This is a genomic window from Pseudomonas sp. NBRC 111124, assembly GCF_001320245.1.
Taxonomy (GTDB): Bacteria; Pseudomonadota; Gammaproteobacteria; order Pseudomonadales; family Pseudomonadaceae; genus Aquipseudomonas.
Genome location: NZ_BCBA01000028.1, coordinates 1 through 21,707 on the forward strand (window position 1 = coordinate 1; position 21,707 = coordinate 21,707).

Annotated in this window: 27 protein-coding genes; 11 read left to right on the plus strand and 16 right to left on the minus strand. The window is 64.2% G+C overall.

Annotation, left to right across the window (positions count from 1 at the left end; genetic code table 11):
- The coding region (locus tag APH28_RS12040) for a TonB-dependent receptor domain-containing protein (RefSeq protein WP_060509610.1) at positions 1 to 1,435 on the plus strand (1,435 nt) is incomplete at its 5' end.
- Here APH28_RS12040 and APH28_RS12045 read toward each other — a convergent pair.
- The 12 genes from APH28_RS12045 to nrdR all read right to left on the minus strand — a co-directional run bounded on the left by APH28_RS12045 (position 1,413) and on the right by nrdR (position 10,244).
- The gene (locus APH28_RS12045; protein WP_060509611.1) at positions 1,413 to 2,225 is read right to left on the minus strand and encodes a cobalamin-binding protein; all 813 of its coding nucleotides are present in this window, start codon (positions 2,223 to 2,225) and stop codon (positions 1,413 to 1,415) included. The genes APH28_RS12040 and APH28_RS12045 overlap by 23 nt on opposite strands.
- Positions 2,225 to 2,644, minus strand: a complete 420-nt coding sequence (locus tag APH28_RS12050) for a hypothetical protein (protein WP_060509613.1) — start codon at positions 2,642 to 2,644, stop codon at positions 2,225 to 2,227. The genes APH28_RS12045 and APH28_RS12050 overlap by 1 nt, the downstream gene beginning before the upstream one ends.
- Positions 2,641 to 3,258 carry a GTP cyclohydrolase II gene (gene ribA / locus APH28_RS12055; protein ID WP_060509615.1) on the minus strand — a complete coding sequence of 206 codons (618 nt, stop codon included), beginning with the start codon at positions 3,256 to 3,258 and terminating at the stop codon, positions 2,641 to 2,643. Before ribA ends, APH28_RS12050 begins: the two co-directional genes overlap by 4 nt.
- A gap of 258 nt (positions 3,259 to 3,516) precedes the next feature.
- Positions 3,517 to 4,260: an ABC transporter substrate-binding protein gene (locus APH28_RS12060; protein WP_060509617.1), complete on the minus strand. Its 744-nt coding sequence runs from the start codon at positions 4,258 to 4,260 to the stop codon at positions 3,517 to 3,519.
- A gap of 16 nt (positions 4,261 to 4,276) precedes the next feature.
- Positions 4,277 to 4,780, minus strand: coding sequence for a phosphatidylglycerophosphatase A (locus APH28_RS12065; RefSeq protein ID WP_008092362.1), 504 nt, complete (start codon positions 4,778 to 4,780; stop codon positions 4,277 to 4,279).
- Entirely contained in the window at positions 4,777 to 5,745 is a 969-nt protein-coding gene (gene thiL / locus APH28_RS12070) for a thiamine-phosphate kinase (protein ID WP_060509619.1), read from the minus strand. The genes APH28_RS12065 and thiL overlap by 4 nt, the downstream gene beginning before the upstream one ends.
- 18 nt (positions 5,746 to 5,763) lie before the next feature.
- Positions 5,764 to 6,264: a transcription antitermination factor NusB gene (nusB, locus tag APH28_RS12075; RefSeq protein WP_060509621.1), complete on the minus strand. Its 501-nt coding sequence runs from the start codon at positions 6,262 to 6,264 to the stop codon at positions 5,764 to 5,766.
- On the minus strand, positions 6,261 to 6,737 hold the full coding sequence (gene ribE, locus APH28_RS12080; RefSeq protein WP_027917814.1) for a 6,7-dimethyl-8-ribityllumazine synthase: 477 nt from the start codon (positions 6,735 to 6,737) through the stop codon (positions 6,261 to 6,263). Before ribE ends, nusB begins: the two co-directional genes overlap by 4 nt.
- Positions 6,738 to 6,828: 91 nt before the next feature.
- A complete protein-coding gene (gene ribBA, locus APH28_RS12085; RefSeq protein WP_060509623.1) occupies positions 6,829 to 7,920 on the minus strand; it encodes a bifunctional 3,4-dihydroxy-2-butanone-4-phosphate synthase/GTP cyclohydrolase II in 1,092 nt (363 codons plus the stop codon).
- Between the two features lie 18 nt (positions 7,921 to 7,938).
- On the minus strand, positions 7,939 to 8,604 hold the full coding sequence (locus tag APH28_RS12090) for a riboflavin synthase (RefSeq protein WP_016497780.1): 666 nt from the start codon (positions 8,602 to 8,604) through the stop codon (positions 7,939 to 7,941).
- Between the two features lie 42 nt (positions 8,605 to 8,646).
- Complete coding sequence (ribD, locus tag APH28_RS12095; protein WP_060509625.1) at positions 8,647 to 9,777, minus strand: bifunctional diaminohydroxyphosphoribosylaminopyrimidine deaminase/5-amino-6-(5-phosphoribosylamino)uracil reductase RibD; 1,131 nt, start codon at positions 9,775 to 9,777, stop codon at positions 8,647 to 8,649.
- A gap of 2 nt (positions 9,778 to 9,779) precedes the next feature.
- Positions 9,780 to 10,244 carry a transcriptional regulator NrdR gene (nrdR, locus tag APH28_RS12100; RefSeq protein ID WP_054886565.1) on the minus strand — a complete coding sequence of 155 codons (465 nt, stop codon included), beginning with the start codon at positions 10,242 to 10,244 and terminating at the stop codon, positions 9,780 to 9,782.
- A gap of 106 nt (positions 10,245 to 10,350) precedes the next feature.
- Between nrdR and APH28_RS12105 the strand changes: the two genes are divergently transcribed.
- From APH28_RS12105 to trxA, 3 genes are read left to right on the plus strand one after another with little or no spacing between them, the layout of a single operon-like run.
- Positions 10,351 to 10,803 (plus strand): YbaY family lipoprotein, encoded by a 453-nt coding sequence (locus APH28_RS12105; RefSeq protein WP_060509627.1) that lies wholly within the window; start codon positions 10,351 to 10,353, stop codon positions 10,801 to 10,803.
- Positions 10,804 to 11,463 carry a methyltransferase gene (locus APH28_RS12110; RefSeq protein ID WP_060509629.1) on the plus strand — a complete coding sequence of 220 codons (660 nt, stop codon included), beginning with the start codon at positions 10,804 to 10,806 and terminating at the stop codon, positions 11,461 to 11,463.
- A gap of 31 nt (positions 11,464 to 11,494) precedes the next feature.
- Positions 11,495 to 12,379 (plus strand): thioredoxin, encoded by an 885-nt coding sequence (trxA, locus tag APH28_RS12115; protein ID WP_060509631.1) that lies wholly within the window; start codon positions 11,495 to 11,497, stop codon positions 12,377 to 12,379.
- Positions 12,380 to 12,495: 116 nt separating this feature from the next.
- On the opposite strand, the gene APH28_RS12120 is transcribed toward trxA, so the two are convergent.
- Positions 12,496 to 12,831 (minus strand): hypothetical protein, encoded by a 336-nt coding sequence (locus APH28_RS12120; RefSeq protein ID WP_060509633.1) that lies wholly within the window; start codon positions 12,829 to 12,831, stop codon positions 12,496 to 12,498.
- Positions 12,832 to 12,962: 131 nt separating this feature from the next.
- Between APH28_RS12120 and APH28_RS12125 the strand changes: the two genes are divergently transcribed.
- From APH28_RS12125 to APH28_RS12145, 5 genes are all read left to right on the plus strand, one after another.
- Entirely contained in the window at positions 12,963 to 13,538 is a 576-nt protein-coding gene (locus tag APH28_RS12125; RefSeq protein WP_060509635.1) for a DUF2796 domain-containing protein, read from the plus strand.
- A 1-nt stretch (position 13,539) separates the two neighbouring features.
- Positions 13,540 to 14,253 carry an ABC transporter ATP-binding protein gene (locus APH28_RS12130; RefSeq protein ID WP_060509637.1) on the plus strand — a complete coding sequence of 238 codons (714 nt, stop codon included), beginning with the start codon at positions 13,540 to 13,542 and terminating at the stop codon, positions 14,251 to 14,253.
- Entirely contained in the window at positions 14,253 to 15,518 is a 1,266-nt protein-coding gene (locus APH28_RS12135; RefSeq protein WP_060509640.1) for an ABC transporter permease, read from the plus strand. The genes APH28_RS12130 and APH28_RS12135 overlap by 1 nt, the downstream gene beginning before the upstream one ends.
- A gap of 9 nt (positions 15,519 to 15,527) precedes the next feature.
- A complete protein-coding gene (locus APH28_RS12140) occupies positions 15,528 to 16,043 on the plus strand; it encodes a DUF3299 domain-containing protein (protein WP_060509642.1) in 516 nt (171 codons plus the stop codon).
- A gap of 109 nt (positions 16,044 to 16,152) precedes the next feature.
- A complete protein-coding gene (locus tag APH28_RS12145) occupies positions 16,153 to 16,836 on the plus strand; it encodes an OmpW family protein (RefSeq protein ID WP_060509644.1) in 684 nt (227 codons plus the stop codon).
- Here the strand turns inward: APH28_RS12145 and APH28_RS12150 are convergent.
- Positions 16,824 to 18,059: an MFS transporter gene (locus tag APH28_RS12150; RefSeq protein WP_371263079.1), complete on the minus strand. Its 1,236-nt coding sequence runs from the start codon at positions 18,057 to 18,059 to the stop codon at positions 16,824 to 16,826. The two genes, APH28_RS12145 and APH28_RS12150, sit on opposite strands and share 13 nt — an antisense overlap.
- Positions 18,060 to 18,120: 61 nt before the next feature.
- Between APH28_RS12150 and APH28_RS12155 the strand changes: the two genes are divergently transcribed.
- Positions 18,121 to 18,564, plus strand: a complete 444-nt coding sequence (locus tag APH28_RS12155; RefSeq protein WP_060509647.1) for a helix-turn-helix domain-containing protein — start codon at positions 18,121 to 18,123, stop codon at positions 18,562 to 18,564.
- 29 nt (positions 18,565 to 18,593) lie between these two features.
- Here APH28_RS12155 and APH28_RS12160 read toward each other — a convergent pair whose 3' ends face one another.
- Together APH28_RS12160 and APH28_RS12165 are read right to left on the minus strand one after the other, a co-directional pair.
- Positions 18,594 to 19,526: an NAD-dependent epimerase/dehydratase family protein gene (locus APH28_RS12160; protein ID WP_060509649.1), complete on the minus strand. Its 933-nt coding sequence runs from the start codon at positions 19,524 to 19,526 to the stop codon at positions 18,594 to 18,596.
- On the minus strand, positions 19,519 to 20,403 hold the full coding sequence (locus APH28_RS12165; protein WP_060509651.1) for a sugar nucleotide-binding protein: 885 nt from the start codon (positions 20,401 to 20,403) through the stop codon (positions 19,519 to 19,521). Before APH28_RS12165 ends, APH28_RS12160 begins: the two co-directional genes overlap by 8 nt.
- 232 nt (positions 20,404 to 20,635) lie before the next feature.
- Here APH28_RS12165 and APH28_RS12170 point away from each other — a divergent pair, with 232 nt between their 5' ends.
- A complete protein-coding gene (locus APH28_RS12170) occupies positions 20,636 to 21,697 on the plus strand; it encodes a hypothetical protein (RefSeq protein WP_060509653.1) in 1,062 nt (353 codons plus the stop codon).
- Positions 21,698 to 21,707 lie beyond the last annotated feature (10 nt).

Here is a 21,707-nt window from a genome sequence, read left to right on the forward strand (position 1 = left end):
GGTGATCCAGATCTTCACCCGCCGCAGCAGCGGCCTTGGCCTGCAACCGCGCCTGCGCCTGGCGGCGGGCAGCAACCAGACCTTCCAGCGTAGCCTGGGGCTGTCCGGCGGCGACGACGCCACACGGTTCAACCTTGGCGCCAGCCTCGATGAGACCGCAGGAATCGACTCGACCGGGCCGTCGTTTGCCAGTGACGGCGACCACGACGCCTACCGCAACAAATCGCTCAACCTGAGCCTGAGCCATACCTTTAGCGAGCGCTTCGAAGCCGGCCTGAACCTGCTCGACAGCCGCGGCCGCAGCGAATACGACAATCCGTTCGGCCGCTTCGACCCGGTCACCTTCCAGAGCTTCGGACAAAAACCCTACACCGACTTCGGCGTCAGCAGCCTGGGCAGCTATTTCGATGCTCAGCTCAACGACCTCTGGCATTCGCGCCTGGAACTTGCCCACAGCGAAAACCGTGACGACAAGCGCGACAAGCTCAGCGACGAGCGTTTCGTGTTCAACACCTACCGCGATCAGGTCACCTGGCAGAACGACTTGGCCCTGGCCGATCGGCACAACCTGCTGCTGGGCGGTGACTGGTACGAAGACCGCGTGCATGGCAGCACCGACTTTACCGAGGACAGCCGCTGGAACCGTGCGGCCTTCATCCAGCATCGCTACAGCGGCGAAGACTTTTCTACCGAGGTTGGCGTTCGGCGCGACCAGAACCAGCAGTTTGGCGGCCAGACCACCTGGAGCGGCAGCCTCACCGTGCCGTTGAATGCCCGCAACGATGTGCTGCTGTCCTACAGCGAAGGCTTCCGTGCCCCGACGTTCAACGACCTGTACTACCCGCAGTTCAGCAACCCGGACCTCAAGCCCGAACGCTCAAAAAGCTATGAAGTGCAGTGGCGCAGCCAGCTCACCCACGACAGCCGCCTGGAAACCTCGCTGTACCGCACCGACCTGCGCGATGCAATCATCTTCGGCCAGGACTCGATCCCACAGAATGTGGCTTCGGCGCGCATCAACGGCCTGGAAATGGCACTCGACCAGCAATGGGGTGCATGGCGCAGCCAGCTTGGGCTGGCGCTGATCGACCCACGCGATCGCGACAGTGGCCATACCCTCGCCCGCCGCGCTCGGCGCACCCTGAGCCTGGATCTGGACCGCCAGTTCGAACGCTTCAATGTAGGCGCCAGCTGGCAGGCCGTGAGCGCCAGCTACGATGACGAAGCCAACCGCAATCGACTTGGCGGCTACGGCCTGCTGGGCCTGCGAGCAGGCTGGATGGCAACTGGGGAACTGAAACTGGAAGTGAAGCTGGATAACCTGCTGGACAAGGACTACAGCCGGGCACTGTACAGCTTCGACGGGGCCAGCTACGGCTACCGCGAAGAAGGCCGCACCGCGCTGTTCAGCGTCACCTGGACGCCGGCGCTCTAGCCGCCAGCAGCGCACACAGGCGGGCGGTGGCTTCGATCATCTGCCCGCTGGGCCGCTCCAGGCCCTTGTCCGGCACCACCAGCAAGCCATTGCCTGCCACAGCGCTCAGCCGTGGCCAGGCCTTCCAGCTCGCCAGCTGCGCCTCGTCACCCGCCAGGATCACCTGCGGGTCCAGCATCAGCACCGACTCGACATTCACCTGCGGTGCGGGCTGACTCAGGTCGGCAAAGATATTGCGCGCCCCGCACACCGCCAGGGCATCGCTGACCACCTGCTGCCCGCCCAGGGTGTACAGTGGCCGGTCCCACACTTGGTAGAACACCCGCAACGGTTGCTCGCGCCGGTACTGCTGACGCAGTTGCTGCAGGCGCTCGCGCAGGGCCTGCACGTGGGGCCGGCCTTGCTCGCCCCGCCCAACGCGCACGGCAATCGCCTCGATCTGCTCGAGCAGCTGATTCAGGTCGTGGGGTTCGGCGCTGTAAGTGGCAATGCCCAAGCGTTTGAGCTGGTCGCGCTGGGCCGGCGCCACGCTTCCGGGCCAGAGCAGCAGTAGGTCGGGCTTGAGGCTGAGCAAGGTTTCCATGTCCAGCTGGCCCTGGCGGCCGACCGAGGGCAGCCGTTGCAGCGCTTGCGGTCGCTCGCCGCCATCGAGCACACCCACCAGCAGGTCGTCGGCGTGCAGTTCGAGCATGATTTCGCTCATGGACGGCGCGAGGCTGACCACGCGCAAGGGCTCGCCAGCCCTTGCAGTGAGAGCCAGCAGCGCCAGCAGGCAAAGCAGGATGCGCATCAGCCCAGCTGACGCGGAATGCGGTAGAGGTAAAGCAGCACCACGGTGGACAACGCCAGGAGAATCTGCGGCACCGCCTCCAACCCGACCAGCACCGACAGCGCAGCGACCCAGGCCGGGAAGCAGGCGAACAGCATGGCCGTGCGCCGCACCCGCGCCAGGGTGATCCAGGCGGCAGGTTCTTCAGCCGTGCCCAGCACCTTCGAGGTGGCGATCAACGCGCGCTTGTAGGCGCCGAAGCGCGGCAGGCTGAGGAACATGGTTGCGGCACCGGCGATGAACAGCGGCATCGCCAGCACCGGGATGAGCGCATCGCCGCCGCCAAAGGCCCAGGCCATGACCGGCAGCGGCACCAGGCCGACCGCCAGGTACTGCCACCAAGCCAGCGCCAGGCGCCGCTTGACCTCGCCGCGGGTCACGCCTGAGGCACCTCGCCCTGGTGTTCGTTACCCAGCATGTGACCGAGCTTGCCGGCCTTGGTCGCCAGGTAGTAACGGTTGTGCGGGTTTTGCCCGGTGTGCAGCGGCACGCGCTCGGCGACCTTGATGTTCATGTCGGTCAGTGCCTTGACCTTGCGCGGGTTGTTGGTCATCAGGCGCAGCGATTTCACGCCCAGGTGTTCCAGCATCGGCAGGCACATGGCGTAGTCGCGCTGGTCGGCGGCAAAGCCCAGGCGCTCGTTGGCCTCGACGGTGTCGGCTCCACCGTCCTGCAGCTCATAGGCGCGGATCTTGTTCAACAGGCCGATGCCACGGCCTTCCTGACGCAGGTAAAGCAGCACGCCACGGCCTTCGCGGGCGATTGCCTGCAGCGCGGCTTCCAGCTGCGAACCGCAGTCGCAGCGCTGGCTGAACAGGGCGTCGCCGGTCAGGCACTCGGAATGCAGGCGCCCCAGCACCGGCTCGCCGTCGGCGAAATCACCCAGGCTGAGCACCACGTGCTCACGGCCAGTGGCTTCGTCAAGAAAGCCATGCATGGTGAAAATCGCAAAGGGAGTCGGGAGTTTCGAGGCGGCAACAAAGACGACGGGCACGTTGTGCTCCTGGATAAGTAGGAAATTTCTCGTGCGCCGATTGTATCAGCAGGTCGCCGCGTGTGCGCTCGTTGAATACCGCGGCTTAAGATCGAAAAGTTCGATGCTTAGTCGGGGCTGGGCTTCGAGCCCTGCACGATCCTTGTGGGAGCGGGCGTGCCCGCGAACACCGGGAGAGCCGGTGCCATGCACTGTGTCGCCTGCTTCGCGGGCTCGCCCGCTCCCACAGGGGACCGCGCAGGCCATCAGAAAGAGGCCTTATTGCGGCTTGCTATCAATCGTGAACGGATACGGCTGCTTCCAGTGCTCGAAGATCGGCTTCAACTCGCCGCTGTGCACCAGTTCGGCCATGCGTTTGTCGAACAAGTCGCGCAGGGCCTTGGCGCGTTCGTTCTTGGAAAACGCCAGGTACAACGGCAGTTCGGCCACATGGGTACTGCGAAAACGCTTCGGCTGCGAGGCCTGCCCGAGTACATAGTCGACTTCGGTCTGCGCATCGATGTAGAAATCCACCCGCTCATGCTCAAGCATCGGCAAGATGCCTTCACGGCGCTGGATTTCGCGGAAGTTGTGCGCGTTGGGCAGGTAACCGCTGTAGTCATAGCCGCGCACCCAAGCCAGGCGGTACTGACCCACGGTGGCCAGGGTCGGCACGGGCTTGCTGGCCAGGCCCAGGGCGTAGATGTGGTCCATATCGAAATGCCAGCGCGGGTACAGGTTGTCGTCGTTTTCTTCCTTGTACGACCCAACCCAGGCATCCGCCTCGCCACGCTTGACCAGGCCAACCGCACGGCTGTATGGCGCGCTCTGGGGCACCACCTTGACCCCGGCAGGTTCGAACACCTTGCGCAGCACATCCCAGGCCACGCCAGTGCCATCGGCATTGGTGTAGTCAATCCATTCTTCGCTGACCAGGTGAATCTGCTTCGGTAGCGCCTCAGCCGCCATTACCCAGGGGGCAAAGCTCAGCATCATTGCCAGCAGCACAGTCCTTATGGCCATCGAAACGCTCCCTGAATCAGCCTACCGCCCACACCAGAAGCTGCATGCCCAGCCAAGCGAATACACCGGCCAGGATATCGTCGAGCATGATCCCGACACCGCCATGCACATGCCGGTCGATCCAGCGAATCGGCCATGGCTTGAGGATGTCGAAGAAGCGGAACATCAGGAACCCGGCGAGGATCCACTGCCACCCCTCCGGCACCAGCCACAGGGTGATCCACATGCCCACCATCTCGTCCCAGACAATGCCCTCATGGTCGTGCACGCGCAAGTCGTTGGCGACCTTGCCGCACAGCCAGAAGCCGAACAGCATCGTCACGCCCAGCAGCAGCCAGTAACCCCAGTCGGGCAGCATCTGCCACAGCGGGATGAACGGGATGGCTACCATCGAACCCCAGGTGCCGGGGGCCTTGGGCAGGGTGCCGGAGCCGAAGCCGAACGCGATGAAGTGCCACGGATTGCGCCAGACCGATGGCGGAACGAACTCCGCAGGCACCTGGTTGGGGTGGTCGGTCACGGTGTCTCCCTAAAGTGTTGATAGCCCCGTTGAACCGGGGTGATGTCCTGGCCCTGCGGGTCGCGCAGGGTCACGCCCTGGCCTTCGAGCACACGACCGATGACGTGCACTTCGGCGAAACCGAGGTCGGTCAGCAGAGCAAGCGCTGCAGGCGGCAGGGTGAAAGCCAGTACGTAGTCGTCGCCGCCGGTCAGCGCTGCCTGCAGGGCCGCATCGTGGCCGAGGAAAGCCTCAAGAGCAGGAGACACTGGCACTTGCGCCAGGTTCACCTCGAGTGCGACCCCGGACGCCTTGGCGATATGCCCACAATCGGCGAGCAGGCCATCGGAAATGTCCAGCGCCGCCGTGGCCCGGCCGCGCAGCAACTGGCCAAGGTTCAACTGCGGCATCGGCGACCAGTAGTGGTCGAGCAGCGGCTGGGCCTGCTCGGCCGGTGCCTCGCGCTCACCCAGTACCAGCGGCAATGCCCCTGCCGCCTTGCCCAGCGAACCGCCGACGCACAGCAGGTCGCCCGGCCGCGCGCCGCTGCGGCGCAACGCCTGGCCGGCCGGCACGCGGCCGAACACGGTGACGGTAATGCTCAGCGGACCACGGGTGGTGTCACCACCGATCAGGCTCATGCGGCAACGGTGAGCCATGCGGCTAAGGCCGTTGGCATAGGCCGCCAGCCAATCGGGGCCGACATCAGGCAGGGTCAGGGCGAGGGTGAAGCCGATCGCCGTTGCGCCCATGGCTGCCAGGTCACTGGCCGCCACGGCCAACGAGCGCTGGCCAAGCAGCTGCGGATCGCAGACAGCGGGGAAATGCACACCGGCGACCAGGGTGTCGGTCGATACCGCCAGCTGTTCACCGGGTGGAAGGTCCAGCAGGGCACAGTCGTCGCCGATACCCAGGGCCACGCCCTCACCGCCCTGCGCACAGGGCGCGGCGGCGAAGTAATGGTTGATCAGCTCGAACTCACCCATGGGCCGGCAGCGCCAGGATCAGCGCTTGTTCGCCTTGACTTCTGCTTCACGCAGGGCCGGAGCAAGCTTGTCCAGCACGCCGTTGACGAACTTATGGCCGTCGGTGGCACCGAAGACCTTGGCCAGTTCCACGCCTTCGTTGATTACCACGCGGTACGGTACGTCGACGCGCTTGATCAGCTCCCAGGTGGACAGGCGCAGCACGGCCAGCTCGACCGGGTCGAGCTCTTCCAGTGCGATGGACAGGCACGGCTTCAGCGCGCCGTCGATTTCGCCTTTGATTGCCGGAACCCCATGCAGGATCTCGCGGAAATAGGCACCGTCGACATCGGTGAAATCGTTATCGACCCGGAACTGCGCTTCGATCTCGTTCAGCGAATGCTGGGCCATGTGCCACTGATACAGGGCCTGGGTCGCGAGCTTGCGGGCTTCGCGGCGCTTGGCGCTCTTCGATGGCTTGCCGGCATCCGCAGGTTTTGGATCGCGCGGGTTGAAACGATCGCTTTCGTCGCTAATCACTTGGCCTCCAACTGCGCCAGCAGGCTGACCATTTCCAGAGCGGACAGGGCAGCTTCACCGCCTTTGTTGCCAGCCTTGGTGCCGGAGCGCTCGATGGCTTGTTCGATGGAGTCGACGGTCAGAACGCCGAAGGCCACCGGTACGCCGAACTCCATGGACACCTGGGCCAGGCCCTTGGTGCATTCGCCCGCCACGTATTCGAAGTGCGGGGTACCGCCACGGATCACGGCGCCCAGGGCGATGATCGCGTCGTATTCGCCTTGCTGGGCGACTTTCTGTGCCACCAGCGGGATTTCGAACGCACCCGGGGCACGGATGATGGTGATGTCGCTTTCGCTGACACCGTGGCGTACCAGGGTATCAACAGCGCCGCTTACCAGGCTTTCGACGACGAAGCTGTTGAAGCGGCCAACCACCAAAGCATAGCGACCTTTGGGGGCGATGAAGGTACCTTCGATGGTCTTCAGGGTCATTCCGATATTCTCATCTTCAAGAGCGAGGCCGCATACAAGCGGCCTCGACAGGGGTCTGGACTCGAGCAGAGGGCGTCAATGCCGCCTCAAGTCACTCGGAGGGCACGTATTCTACAACTTCCAGATCGAATCCGGATATCGCATTGAACTTCATCGGCGAACTCATCAGGCGCATCTTGCGCACACCGAGGTCGCGCAGGATCTGCGAACCGGCACCGACGGTGCTGTAGGTGGTCGGCGTCTTGGCCTGTGCATCGCCTGCGCTTTCGCGGATGTGCGCCAGCAGCACGTCGCCGTCCAGCGGGTGGCCCAGCAGCAGCACCACGCCACTGCCCGCCTCGGCCACGGCGGCCATGGCCGCACGCAGGCTCCAGCGGCCCGGTTGCTTGACCAGCAGCAGGTCGCGCAGCGGGTCCATGTTGTGCACGCGCACCAGGGTCGGCTCTTCGGCGCAGATCTTGCCCAGGGTCAGGGCCATGTGCACGTCGCCTTCCACCGCGTCACGGTAGGTGACCAGGTTGAATTCGCCCAGCTCGCTTTCCACTGGCTGCTCGGAGACACGCTGCACGGTGCGCTCGTGGATCATACGGTAGTGGATCAGGTCGGCGATGGTGCCGATCTTCAGGCCGTGCTCGGCAGCGAACACTTCCAGTTCGGCGCGGCGCGACATGGTGCCGTCGTCGTTCATCACTTCGCAGATCACGCCGCTCGGCTCGAAGCCGGCCATGCGCGCCAGGTCGCAGGCAGCCTCGGTGTGGCCGGCGCGGGCCAGGGTGCCGCCTGGCTGGGCCATCAGCGGGAAAATGTGGCCTGGGCTGACGATGTCTTCGGCCTTGGCGTCCTTCGCGGCGGCAGCCTGCACGGTGCGCGCGCGGTCAGCAGCGGAGATGCCGGTGGTGACGCCTTCGGCGGCTTCGATCGACACGGTGAACTTGGTGCCGAAGCCCGAGCCGTTGCGCGGCGCCATCAGCGGCAGCTTCAGGGTCTCGCAGCGCTCGCGGGTCATCGGCATGCAGATCAGGCCGCGGGCGTGCTTGGCCATGAAGTTGATGTGCTCAGGCAGGCAGCATTCGGCTGCCATGATGATGTCGCCTTCGTTCTCGCGATCTTCGTCATCCATGAGGATGACCATTTTGCCCTGGCGGATATCTTCGACCAGTTCTTCGATGCTGTTGAGCGCCACTCGGCACCCCCTTCTCAATCAGGATTTCAAGAAGCCGTTGGCGGCCAGGAAGCTTTCGGTAATGCCACTGCCCTTGCTCGGTTCGGCAGCCTTGTCGCCCAGCAACAGACGCTCCAGGTAACGGGCCAGCAAGTCGACCTCAAGGTTGACCCGACGCCCTGCGCGGTAGTCGGCCATGATGGTTTCGGACAGGGTGTGCGGGACAATGGTCAGCTCGAATTCGGCGCCATTGACCTCGTTGACCGTCAGGCTGGTGCCGTCGACGGTGATCGAACCCTTGTGGGCGATGTACTTGGCCAGTTCCTTGGGCGCACGCACGCGGAACTGGATGGCGCGGGCGTTATCGCTGCGCGAGATGATTTCGCCGACGCCGTCGACGTGGCCGCTGACCAGGTGGCCGCCCAGGCGGGTGGTTGGCGTCAGGGCTTTTTCCAGGTTGACCTTGCTGCCGCTCTTGAGGTCGATGAACGCGGTGCGCTTGAGGGTCTCGACGCTGACGTCGGCCCAGAACCCATTGCCCGGCAGCTCGACGGCGGTCAGGCACACGCCGTTGACGGCAATGCTGTCGCCGAGCTTGACGTCACCCAGGTCGAGCTTGCCGGTTTCGACGTAGACGCGCACGTCACCGCCCTTGGGGGTCAGGCTGCGGATGGTGCCGATGGATTCGATGATGCCGGTGAACATGGGGACTTCCTCAGAAACGGGTTGCGCGGGGCAAGCCCGGCATTATACGCCGGGCGTCGGCAGCGGGATGGCCGTGACCCGCCAGTCATCGCCCACTGCGCGCATTTCGGTGATTTTCAGCCGCGGTGCCTGGCTCATCGTATCCAGCGGCCAGTCCAGCAACGGCCGGGCCTGGGAGCCGAGGAAGGTGCCGGCGACGAACAGCTGGTACTCGTCGATCAGGCCCCGCTGGGCAAAGGCGCCGACCAGGCCGGCACCGGCTTCCAGCAAGATCTCGTTGACGCCACGGGCGGCCAGTGCCTGCAGCAACGCTGGCAGGTCGACCTGGCCATTGTCGCCTGGCAGGCTGAGCAATTCGTGGCCGGCAGCGGCATAGCGCGGGTCATCCGCGACAGCGGTCACCACCAGCGCCGGGCCGGCCTGGAAGAACGGTGCGTCCAGCGGCAGGCGCAGGCGGCCGTCGATCAGCACGCGCAACGGCGTGCGGCTCAGCGCCAGGGCGGTGGTTTCGGCGTCCAGACCCAGCTCGGTGCCACGCACGGTCATCCGCGCGTTGTCGGCCAGCACGCTGGCCGCACTGGTCAGCACGACGCTGGAGCGGGCGCGCAGACGCTGCACCGCCGAGCGGGCAGCAGGCCCGGTGATCCACTGGCTTTCGCCGCTGGCCATCGCGGTGCGGCCATCCAGGCTCATCGCCAACTTGGCGCGGACGAACGGCAGGCCATGCTCCATGCGCTTGAGGAAGCCAGGGTTGAGGGCGCGAGCCTCAGCTTCGAGCACGCCGCTGGCCACGGTGATGCCGGCATCGGCCAGGCGCCGCAGGCCTTGGCCTGCGACTTGCGGGTTGGGGTCCTGCATGGCGGCAACCACCCGAGCCACACCAGCCTTGACCAGCGCCTCGGCGCACGGCGGGGTGCGGCCATGGTGGCTGCACGGTTCCAGGGTCACGTAGGCGCAGGCACCGCGGGCCCGCTCACCGGCCTGGCGCAGGGCATGCACTTCGGCATGGGGCTCGCCGGCTCGAACGTGCCAGCCCTCACCGACCACCTCGCCATCGCGGACGATCACGCAACCCACACGCGGGTTGGGGTGGGTGGTGTACACGCCCTTGCGCGCCAACTCCAGCGCACGGGCCATGTAATGGGCATCGAGGATCGCGGTCTGGCTGGGCATGCTCACTCTTTAGCTGGCTCGCGGGCCAGGCGGTCGATTTCTTCGCGGAATTCGTCGAGGTCCTGGAAGCGCCGGTACACCGAGGCGAAGCGGATGTAGGCCACTTCGTCGAGCTTGCGCAGCTCGGCCATGACCATTTCGCCCACTACCAGCGACTTGACCTCGCGCTCGCCAGTGGCGCGCAGGCGGCTCTTGATATGCGCCAGCGCCGCTTCCAGGCGCTCGATGCTGACCGGGCGCTTCTCCAGCGCACGCTGCATGCCGGCCCGTAGCTTCTCTTCATCGAAGGGCTGGCGCGTGCCGTCCTGCTTGATCAACCGGGGCAGCACCAGCTCGGCGGTTTCGAAGGTGGTGAAGCGCTCGCCGCAGGCGACGCATTCACGGCGGCGGCGCACCTGTTCGCCCTCGGCGACCAGACGCGAGTCGATGACCTTGGTGTCGTTGGCACCGCAAAAGGGACAGTGCATGGTGGGCAGGCAACAAAAAAAGGGAGGGCCATGGTAGCGCATTGCACTGGCAAGACAAGCCAAAGGGGTTAACATCCATACAATTCTGCCCGTGAAGGACCCACCCATGCATCTTCGTGCGCTCGTCGTGCTGTGCTGCGCTTCCCTGCTCGCCGCCTGCGGCAGTGACCGCCCCAAGACCGAAGCAGTCCCCGCGCCAGTAGTGGCCAAGGTGGCGAAAAACGCCGAACCGCTTGGGCCGCTGCCGGCCTATCAGCGTGAATTGAGCGGCACCTTGCTGGAAATTCCCGCCGGCGCCGACGTGGAACTGGCACTGCTGGTGATCGACGACCGCGACCGCCCGCAACAGCTGCTGGCCAGCAGCACCCTGACCGGCACCGGCCAGGCCCTGCCCTACCACCTGCGTTTCAACCCCGAGGCCTTCCCCGCCGGCGCCCGCGTCGAGCTGCGCGGCCGTGCCAGCAGCTCTGGTCAGCTGATCATGCACTTGCCCCCCGTGCGCATCATCCAGGCCCAGACCCAAGCCACCGGCCCGCTGCGCTTCGAGAAGACGCCGTAAGTGGCGCCGCTTGCCCTGCAACAGGCCCTCAGCGGCCTGATCGGCGAAGCGCGCCTCGTCGTCAGCGAGCTGCCTGAGTGCGAACTGAAGCTGTGGCTGATCGATGATCAGAACATGGACCGCGCCTTCAGCAGCGAGGAAACCCGGCGCATCCTCGAAGAACCGCCGTACTGGAGCTTCTGCTGGGCCAGCGGCCTGGCCATGGCCCGCTACCTGGCGGCGCACCCCGAGTGGGTCGCCGGCAAGCGTGTGCTGGACTTCGGTGCCGGCTCCGGCATCGCCGGGATCGCCGCCGCCCGCGCCGGAGCGCTCGAAGTGGTCGCCTGTGACCTTGACCCGCTGGCCCTGGAAGCTTGCCGCGCCAACGCTCAGCTCAACGCTGTCGAGCTAGGCTATAGCCGCGATTTTTTCGCCGAAGCCGACCGCTTCGACCTGATCCTGGTCGCTGACGTGTTATACGACCGCGCCAATCTGCCGTTGCTCGATGCCTTCATTGGCCGTGGTCGCCAGGCATTGGTGGCCGACTCGCGTGTGCGTGATTTCAGCCACCCGCTGTACCGCCAGCTTGGCGTGCTCGAAGCCCTGACCTTGCCGGACCTGGCCGAGCCGCACGAATTCCGCCGGGTCAGCCTGTACCACGCCAGCCGCGAGCCTTTATAGTGGTGCGAATCACGGATTTGCGAGAGTCGCGATGAGCCAAGCTGCTAGTAAAGATCTGCCCTACATCTTCGATGCCACCGATGCCACCTTCCAGCAACTGGTGATCGAGAACTCCTTCCACAAGCCGGTACTGGTCGACTTCTGGGCCGAGTGGTGCGCGCCCTGCAAGGCGCTGATGCCACTGCTGGCGAAGATCGCCGAGGGTTACCAGGGCGAGCTGCTGCTGGCCAAGATCAACTGCGACGTCGAGCAGCAGGTGGTGGCCCAGTTCGGCATCCGCAGTTTGCCGACCGTGGTGCTGTTCAAGGATGGCCAGCCGGTGGACGGTTTTGCCGGCGCCCAGCCGGAGTCGGCGATCCGCGCCATGCTCGAACCGCATGTGCAGCTGCCGGCCGCACCGACCGCTTCGCCACTGGAGCAGGCCAAGGCGTTGTTCGCCGAAAGCCGTTTCGCTGAGGCTGAGGCCCTGCTGCAAGCAGTGCTGGGTGAAGACAACAGCAATGCCGAAGCGCTGATCTACTATGCCCGCTGCCTGGCCGAGCGTGGCGAGCTGGGCGAGGCCCAGGTGGTACTGGATGCGGTCAAGACTGATGAGCATAAGGCTGCACTGGCCGGTGCCAAGGCCCAGCTGACCTTCCTGCGCCAGGCCGCCAGCCTGCCGGAAGTCGCCGACCTGAAGAGCCGCCTGGCGCAGAACCCACAGGATGACGAGGCGGCTTACCAGCTGAGCATCCAGCAGCTGGCACGCCAGCAGTACGAGGCGGCGCTGGACGGGTTGCTGAAGCTGTTCCAGCGTAATCGCGGGTATGAGAACGGCTTGCCGCAGAAGGCGATGCTGCAGGTGTTCGAGCTGCTGGGCAGTGATCATCCGCTGGTGGGCGTGTATCGCCGGCGCTTGTCTTCGGCGATGTTCTGACCTGAAACCCGTTGCGAGGGCTTCGCCCTCGTTCGCGGGGCAAGCCCGCTCCTACAAAGGTACGCATATTCCTGTAGGAGCTGGCTTGCCCAGCGAAAGGGCCCGAACAGACAGGCTCACCCCACCCAGTGATACACCGGCGCATCCACGCCGCTCTCTACCTTCACCTCGCTGCTGTGCCTCAAGCGCACCAGCAGCCGCTTGCCCGCTGCCGTACTGCCGGCCAACCCTTCCAGCCGGTCGAGCAACTCCGGCCCACTCATCTGCCCTGCCAGGCGCAGCACCTCACGGGCCGCATGCCACTGCCCGTCATCCTGGCGTGGTGCCGCTGCGGTGGCTACCGGCTGAGCCACGGGCACTTCGATCTGCCGCCCCAACTGCGCCCACTCCTGCGGCTCCAGCTCGATGGTCAGGTCTACTGGCCAGTCACCAATCTGTCCACGAATTCTCACGATGCGTTCCTTGAGCTCAGTTCAATGCAGCCATGCTACCGCAACATGAAACCTGCGCCACACAGGCTGGCGGCACGAAGAAAAGTTGTTATAACATAACCCTATCTTCCAGCTCGCTCCCGGAGTCGTCCATGCGTCGTCTGCTGCTCGCCCTGCCCTTCGCCCTGTTGCCCCTGGCCGTGGCCCATGCCCACGACGAACATGACCACGATCACGCCCACGGCACCCTTGGCGCCCACGAGCATGGCGTGGCCAAGCTCAATGCCGTACTCGACGGCAACACCCTGGAACTGGAACTGGACAGCCCGGCGATGAACCTGGTCGGCTTCGAGCACATGGCCAGCAGCGACGCTGACAAGGCCAAGGTTGCCGCCGTGCGCCAGCAGCTCGAACAGCCCCTGAAGCTGTTCGCCCTGGCCTCGGCCGCCGGCTGCAAGGAAGACCAGCAAGAACTGGAAAGCCCGCTGTTCGGCGATGCGGCCAAGGCTGACGACGACGGCGACGAGCATGAAAAAGGTCACGTCCACAGCGACATCAATGCCCACTACCAGCTGACCTGCGCCACCCCCGAAAAACTTGCCCAGATCGACCTCACCCCGCTGTACAAGGCCTTCCCGGCCACCCAGAAAATCAACGTGCAATTGATCGGCCCGAACGGCCAGAAAGGCGTCGAGACCTCGCCGGCCAAGGCCGTGGTCGCGTTCTGAAATGCGCCAGGCGTTGATTGAACTGCAGGACCTGGTGTTCGCCTGGCCCGGCCAGGCGCCGCTGCTGGATATTCCGGCATTGCGCCTGGAGGCCGGCGAAGCGCTGTTCCTCAAGGGCCCCAGCGGCAGTGGCAAGACCACCCTGCTGGGCCTGCTCGGCGGGGTCAACCGGCCGGACCAGGGGCGTATCCAACTACTTGGGCAAGACCTCGCCTTGCTCGGCCAAGGTGCCCGTGACCGCTTCCGGGTGGACCACACCGGCTACATCTTCCAGCAGTTCAACCTGTTGCCGTTCCTTTCGGTGCGCGAGAACGTCGAGCTGCCCTGCCGCTTCTCGCGCAGCCGCGCCGAGCGCGCCAGCCAGCGCCACGGCAGCGTCGACCAGGCCGCCAGCGAACTGCTGGCGCACCTGGGCCTGGGCGACCCGGCGCTGCTCGCGCGGCGCGCCGGCAGCCTGTCGATCGGCCAGCAGCAACGCGTCGCCGCGGCACGTGCACTGATCGGCCAACCCGAACTGGTGATTGCCGACGAGCCAACCTCAGCGCTGGATGCCGACACCCGCGAAGTCTTCATTCGCCTGCTGTTCGACGAGTGCCGCGCGGCCGGCTCAAGCCTGTTGTTCGTCAGCCATGACCAGAGCCTGGCACCGCTGTTCGACCGTCACCTGTCCCTGGCCGAACTCAACCGCGCCGCCAAGCCCCCCCGGGAGGCCTGATGTATCTGCTCCGCCTAGCTTTGGCCAGCCTGGCCAACCGCCGCTTCACCGCATTCCTCACCGCTTTCGCCATCGCCTTGTCGGTGTGCCTGCTGCTGGCCGTCGAACGCGTGCGCACCGAAGCGCGCGCCAGCTTTGCCAGCACCATCAGCAGCACCGACCTGATCGTCGGCGCCCGCTCGGGCTCGGTGAACCTGCTGCTGTACTCGGTGTTCCGCATCGGTAATGCCACCAACAACATCCGCTGGGACAGCTATCAGCACTATGCCCAGGACCCAAGGGTGAAGTGGGCGATCCCCATCTCGCTGGGCGATTCGCACCGTGGTTATCGGGTGATGGGGACCACTACCGATTACTTCAGCCATTACCAGTACGGCCGCAAGCAACATCTGGAACTGAGCCAGGGCCGTGAATTCGCCAGCGACCCGTTCGAGGTGGTGCTCGGCGCCGAAGTGGCCGACGCCTTGCACTACAAGCTCGGCGACAAGCTGGTACTGGCGCACGGTGTCGCCGCGATCAGCCTGGTCAAGCACGACGACAAACCGTTCACCGTGGTCGGCGTGCTCAAGCGCACCGGCACGCCGGTCGACCGTACCTTGCACATCAGCCTCGGCGGCATGGAGGCCATCCACATCGACTGGCACAACGGCGTACCCGCCCGCGGTGCCGGGCGCATCAGTGCCGAACAGGCGCGGACCATGGACCTGCAGCCAGCAGCGATCACCGCATTCATGCTCGGCCTGAACAACAAGATCGCCACCTTCAGCCTGCAGCGCGAGATCAACGAGTACCGCAGCGAGCCGTTGCTGGCGATCCTGCCTGGGGTTGCCTTGCAGGAGCTGTGGAGCCTGATGGGCACTGCGGAACAGGCACTGTTCGTGGTGTCGTTGTTCGTGGTGCTGACCGGTTTGATCGGCATGCTCACGGCAATCCTCACCAGCCTCAACGAACGCCGCCGGGAAATGGCGATCCTGCGCTCGGTAGGCGCACGGCCGTGGCATATCGCCGGGCTGCTGGTGCTCGAAGCACTGGCGCTGGCGCTGACGGGCATCGTGGCGGGGCTTGGGTTGCTGTATGCGGGCATCGCCCTGGCCCAGGGCTACGTTCAGGCCAACTACGGGCTGTACCTGCCCCTGGCCCTGCCCAGTGCACATGAATGGACGCTGCTGGCTATCATCCTTGGCGCAGCGCTGCTGATGGGCAGCGTACCGGCCTGGCGGGCCTACCGGCAGTCGCTGGCCGATGGCCTGTCCATTCACCTTTGAGAACGCACCATGCTCCGCGTACTACTGCTATCGATCCTGTTCCTCGCCGCCCCTGTGTGGGCGGGCGAGGTGCGCGAACTGGACTGGCCTGCGCTGATTCCCGAAGGCGCGCCGGTCATCCCGCCACAACTGGCACCGCTGCACGACATGTCGCAGCTGAGCAACGCGCTGTCGGCCGAATCCGCGCCACCGGCACAACAACAGGCGCCCAATGCCCCAGTGGTGAAAAGCCTCGATGGCCAGCAGGTCAAGATCCCCGGCTATATCGTGCCGCTGGAAGTGAGCGAAGAAGGCCGCACCACGGAATTCTTGCTGGTGCCTTACTACGGCGCCTGCATCCATGTGCCACCCCCGCCGTCGAACCAGATCGTGCACATCTTCAGCGAAATGGGTGTGCGCGTGGAGGACCTCTACCAACCTTACTGGATCGAGGGAAAGATGCAGGTTAAAGCCTCCAGCAGCGAACTGGCCGACGCCGGATACCAGATGGAAGCGGAGAAAATATACGCTTATGTGCTCAAGTGAGAACTGTTTCGAATTTGTGACGACGCTTCTTTGAGCTGGGTCAAACTTTCGTCTTAGACGCATCCGTACCATTGGACTACTCGATTACTCACGTCCTTTGGGAGCTTCCATGAACAAGTCCTTGCTCGGCGCCTCGCTTGTGGCCCTTGCGCTCGCCGCCCCTGTCGCCCACGCCCACCAAGCGGGTGATGTCATCGTCCGTGCCGGTGCCATCACCACTGCTCCGAACGAAAACAGCGGTGACCTGAAATTCGACGGCAACAAGGTGTCGGGCACCAAGGCAACCCTGGACAGCGACACCCAGCTGGGCCTGACCTTCGCCTACATGCTCACCGACCACATCGGCCTGGAGCTGCTGGCCGCCACCCCGTTCAAGCACAGCGTAGGCGTCAAAGGCCTGGGCGGCGGGCTGGACGGCAAGCTGGCCGACATCAAACAGCTGCCACCGACCCTCTCCGTGCAGTACTACCCGATGGAGCCTAACTCCAAGTTCCAGCCCTATGCGGGCGTGGGCATCAACTACACCCTGTTCTTTGACGAAGACCTGACCAGCGAGCGCAAGCAACAGGGCTTCAGCAACCTCAAGCTGCAGGATTCGGTGGGTATCGCCGGCCAGCTGGGTATGGACTACATGATCACCGACAACCTGCTGGTGAACGCCTCGGTCTGGTATGTCGACATCGACACCAAGGCCAGCGTCAACGGCCCAACCGCGCTGGGCTACAGCAAGACCAAGGTCGACGTCGATGTCGACCCTTGGGTGTACATGGTCGGCCTGGGCTACAAGTTCTGACCTGAACACGGCAGGGCGGCTTCGGTCGCCCTTTGCCGTTGCCCCCACGCCCAGTACCCCAGCGCCAGCGCACTGATCACCATCCCCAGCGCACATACCGCCGTCCAGCCCCAGCGCGCATAGGCCCAACTCGCCAGTACCGCCCCCAGACCACTGCCGATCGAGTAGCAACACATGTAGGCGCCGATCAAGCGGCTGGCCATCGCGCCACGCCCCGCCAGCAACAGGCTCTGGTTGGTCACATGCACCGCCTGCACGGCGAAGTCCAGCGTCACTACGCCCAGCACGAACACAGCCAGCGAGTGCCCAACAAAGGCTGTCGGCAACCATGACAAGGTCAACAGGCCAAGCGCCAGGCCGGTAGTACGCTCACTCAGCCCCCGATCAGCCAGCCGACCGGCCCGCGACGCCGCCAGGGTGCCGGCAATACCCGCCAGGCCGAACAGGCCGATCTCGGTATGGCTGAGCGCCAGCGGTGGCGCACTCAGGGGCAGCACCATGGCACTCCACAGCACGCTGAACGCGGCGAAGATCAACAGGCCGAACACGCCACGCCGGCGCAGCAGGCTGTCGTGCCGGTACAAGGTGAACAACGAACCGATCAGTTGCCGGTAGCCAAGCCTTTGCGCGGGCAACTTGCTCGCTGGCAGCCAGTGCCAGAGCACCGCGGCCATCAACATGAGCGCAGCGGCCGCTACAAAGTACACACTGCGCCATCCGGCCAGGTCGGCGAGCGCTCCGGAAACCAGCCGTGCCAGCAGAATACCCAGCACCACCCCGCTGGTGACCGTGCCCACCGCCTGCCCCTGACTGGCCGGGGCGGCCAGGGTGGCGGCGTGGGCGACCATCACTTGCACCATGACCGCCATCAGCCCGACCAGCACCAGGGCGGCCAGCAGAACCAGCCACTGCTGCGCCAGACCAACACCAATCAAGGCCAGGGCGGCAACCAGCAGCTGCCCCAACAGCAGGCGCTTGCGCTCGACCAGGTCGCCAAGGGGCACGATCAGCATCAGCCCCAAGGCATAGCCCGCCTGCGTCGCGCCAACTACCCAACCGATTTGCTGCTGCGCCACGCCCAGGTCGCAGGCTATCGACTCGAGCAAAGGTTGGGCGAAATAGACCGTGGCCACGGCCATGGCGCAGGTGGCGGCAAGCAACAGCGTTATCCAGCGATTCATCGGGCTGATTCCTTGATAACTGGTTTCAAATAGAAACCACATGCTGGATATTTAGCAAATGTAGTTTTAATCTGCAACCAGATAAACCATCCAGGTGCCGCCAATGCTCGATGAAGTGAACACGCAATGCCCCGTGGCCCGGGCGCTGGAAGTGCTGGGCGACCGTTGGGCGTTGATGATCCTGCGCGATGCCTTCGATGGCCTGCGCCGTTTCAGCGAGTTCCAGAAAAACCTGGGGCTGGCGAAGAACATCCTGGCGTCGCGGCTGAAGCTGCTGGTGGAAAGTGGATTGCTGGGCTTGCAGCCGGCGTCGGATGGCAGTGCCTACAAGGAATATGTGCTGACCGAAAAGGGGCGCTCGGTGTTTCCGATTGTGGTGGGGTTGCGCCAGTGGGGGGAGCGCTTTCTCTTCGAGCCGGGGGAAGCGCGCTCGGAACTGGTGGACAGTGCCAAGGGGCGGCCGATAGGGGCTCTGCAGGTGCGGGCCGAGGATGGCAGGCTTCTGGCAGCGGAAGATTGCCTGCGCAAGGTTGTGCGGCATACGTGAGCTGGGGCCGCTCTGCGGCCCCAGCTATCTCAAGCCTTGCCGAGCAGCTTGGCCAAACCCTCGACCATCGGGGTCGGCTGCGGGAAGTCGAAGCGCGCCAGCAAACGCTGATTGTCCGCCCGTGAATGGCGAATGTCACCCGAACGCGCCTGCCCGTAGCTGATCGCCGGCAAGCTGCCCACCACCTGCTCCAGTGCCTTGAGCATCTGGTTCAACGAAGTCGCCTGGTTCAGGCCGACATTCACCGCGCCCTCTTCCACTTGCGCTTGCTCCAGTGCCTGCACCATCACCTGCACCAGATCGCCGACGTAGAGGAAGTCACGGGTCTGCTCGCCATCGCCGAACACGCTGATCGGCAAGCCTTGGACCGCCCGCTCGCTGAAGATGCTGATCACACCGGAGTACGGCGAGGAAGGGTCCTGGCGTGGGCCGAAGATGTTGAAGAAGCGGAACACCACCGGCTCCAGGCCATGCTGGCGACGGTAGAAGTCCAGGTACTGCTCGCTGGCCAGCTTGTCCACGGCATAGGGCGTCAGCGGCGACTTGGGCGTGTCCTCGGCAATCGACTCACCTTCACCATTGTTGCCGTATACCGCTGCGCTCGATGCGAACAGCACTCGGCGCACGCCATGCACGCGCATGGCCTCGGCGACGTTGAGGGTGCCGATGAAGTTGCTCTGGTGGGTCTTCACCGGGTCTTCGACCGACGCTTGCACCGACGCCACTGCAGCCAGGTGAACCACGGCACGGCAACCGGCAGCGGCACGCTGAACCAGCGCGGCGTCGGCGACATCGCCTTCGATCAGCTCGAGGCGCGGGTTATCCAGCTGCAGGTTGTCGCGCTTGCCCGTGGAAAGGTCGTCGAGAATACGTACGGCATAGCCCTTGGCCAGCAACGCATCGCACAGGTGGGAGCCAATAAAGCCGGCACCGCCGGTGATCAGGATGGGGGCATCAGCCATGGCGGTAGAATCGATCCAGTAGAGGCGGCAAGCCCGCGCGCCAGGCACGCGGCTTGATGCCGAAGGTGTGAAGAATTTTCTTGCAGGCCAGTACCGCGTGCTGCGGCTCCTCGCTGGCATCCGGCCGTGCGGCATGCGCCTGCGCGGTCGGCGCCTGCACGGCCAGCTGACGGTACTGCCCGGCCTCGCTGAGGATCGCCTGGCCCAGCGCCAGCGGCGTGGTCGCCTCGTTGCCGGCGTAATGGTAGGTGCCCCACAGCGGCGCACTGCAATCAAGCTGCTTGAGCACCGACAGGATCACCCGCGCAGCGTCATCGACCGGCGTCGGGTTGCCGCGGCGGTCATCGGCCAGCAGCAGTTCCTGGGGTTGCTCGGCGCGGGTCAGGAAGCGGCCCAAGGCACCGTCGATGCTTTCGTCCAGCAACCAGCCGAAGCGCAGCAGCACATGTTGCGGGCATGCCGCACGCACGCTCTGCTCGATACGCCACAAGGCCTGGCCACGCTGGCCCAGCGGCACCGGCTCGTCCTTCTCGCTGTAGGCCGTGGCCCGCGAACCGTCGAACACCCGGTAGCTGGAAGGCTGCACCAGGGTGATCTGGTGGTGCTGGCACAACTCGGCCAACCGCTCTACCGCGCGCTCCTGCTGGGCCAGGCGCTGTTCGCTGACCGACTCGGCCTGGAACCAGTCGAAGTAATAGGCCAGGTTGACCAAGGCATCGGGGCGATGATCGTCAAGCAGCTGAGTGAGGCTGGCCGGGGCCCAGCCGTCTTCCGGCGGGCGCGGTGCCAGGAATGCGATGTCCTCCTCGGCCCCGAGACGAATCAGCGCTTGCCCGAGGGCATTGCCACCACCCAACAGCATCAGGCGCATACGCATAGAGTCAGCAGATCCGAACAGGTTGATAGAAGGAAAGGAGTCATTTTGCGGTTTCCGGGCGGGGAAGTCCAACCCTAGGGTGCGCTGCTACTAATTCGCCTCGGAGCCACCACGCAGGAAAATTCCTACACCTTCAAGTGGCCAGGTCCTGCATCCAACATCAAAAGAAGTTGCCTAAATAGCTCCGTATCTTCGAAAGTTTCACAGAAGCCCTATAGGCAAGGACAAAACAATGACAGGGAGCTATAGCGAAGCATTAAACGATGTTGCTCATTTTAACTTCGAGCCAGATCAAGCTCGTAGACTGGATGAAGCATGCCTTCGTGTGACCGCTGAGGGGGGACCTGATGCTGCGGGCACTGCAGCATTATCCAAGCACTATGCTGAGCGGCTGAAACAGGAGATCACAGCTCAACAGCAAAGACTTCTTGATGCATTCACATCTGGCCAGGTTTGTGCAATTGAGTTCAGCAACATGCTGCCATTGCCCAGTGACCCACCCCCTGATGTAATGCCACCGCATGAGAATCTGAGCACCGCGCCCGCTGTTATTTATCTGGCGTCCAGACATCAGATTCTGCTGAGCCTCGTCGGATACCGATCCTTCGCATTTGATATTGATAACGAGGGGAGACAAACGCGACTTGTGGGTAACTTCAAAGGTGGTGGAAAGGTCCCGCTTGTTGAGGAAAAACAAGACCGAACGGCCGAATTGAGCTCCCATGCAGGCGTCAGCCTTGGCCCCCATACAGAGCCCCCTTACAACTGTTCGGTCAAGGCTGAAGACGAACACTCACCAGCACCGAGCGCGCTGATCCTGACCGCAAGATGGAACCCACAGCGAGAGCCGACACGGTTAACACCCATGCGCGCAGCAATCAGAAAACTGAACGGTATCGAGGCACTGGCGCTCACATCACGCTCGTTTCGCTTCAGCCGAAGCGAATGCTTCATCAAGGACGACAGTCCGCCGCCTCGTGCAAGTTCCATATTGCAGTTCGACAGAATGGAAGGGTTTACCTTGCGCTACAGCACTTACCGCTATTCGTTGGATTCAGAGGCTTCAATCCCTGCGCAGCACGCACTGAAGGCATTAGCGGGATTAGTCAGCGAAATAGAACCCAAAGTATTTGTGCTGGACTCAAGCTCAGCGCTTTTGATCAACAACAGCCAGGCCCTGCATTCTCGGGACACCATTCTTGATAACAGGAGGCTTCTGGTTCGGCTGTTTGCATATGCACCTCACACGGAGCCTCTGGTACTTCAATCAGACCCACTCGTCGTTCGCGGATAAGACTGGATAA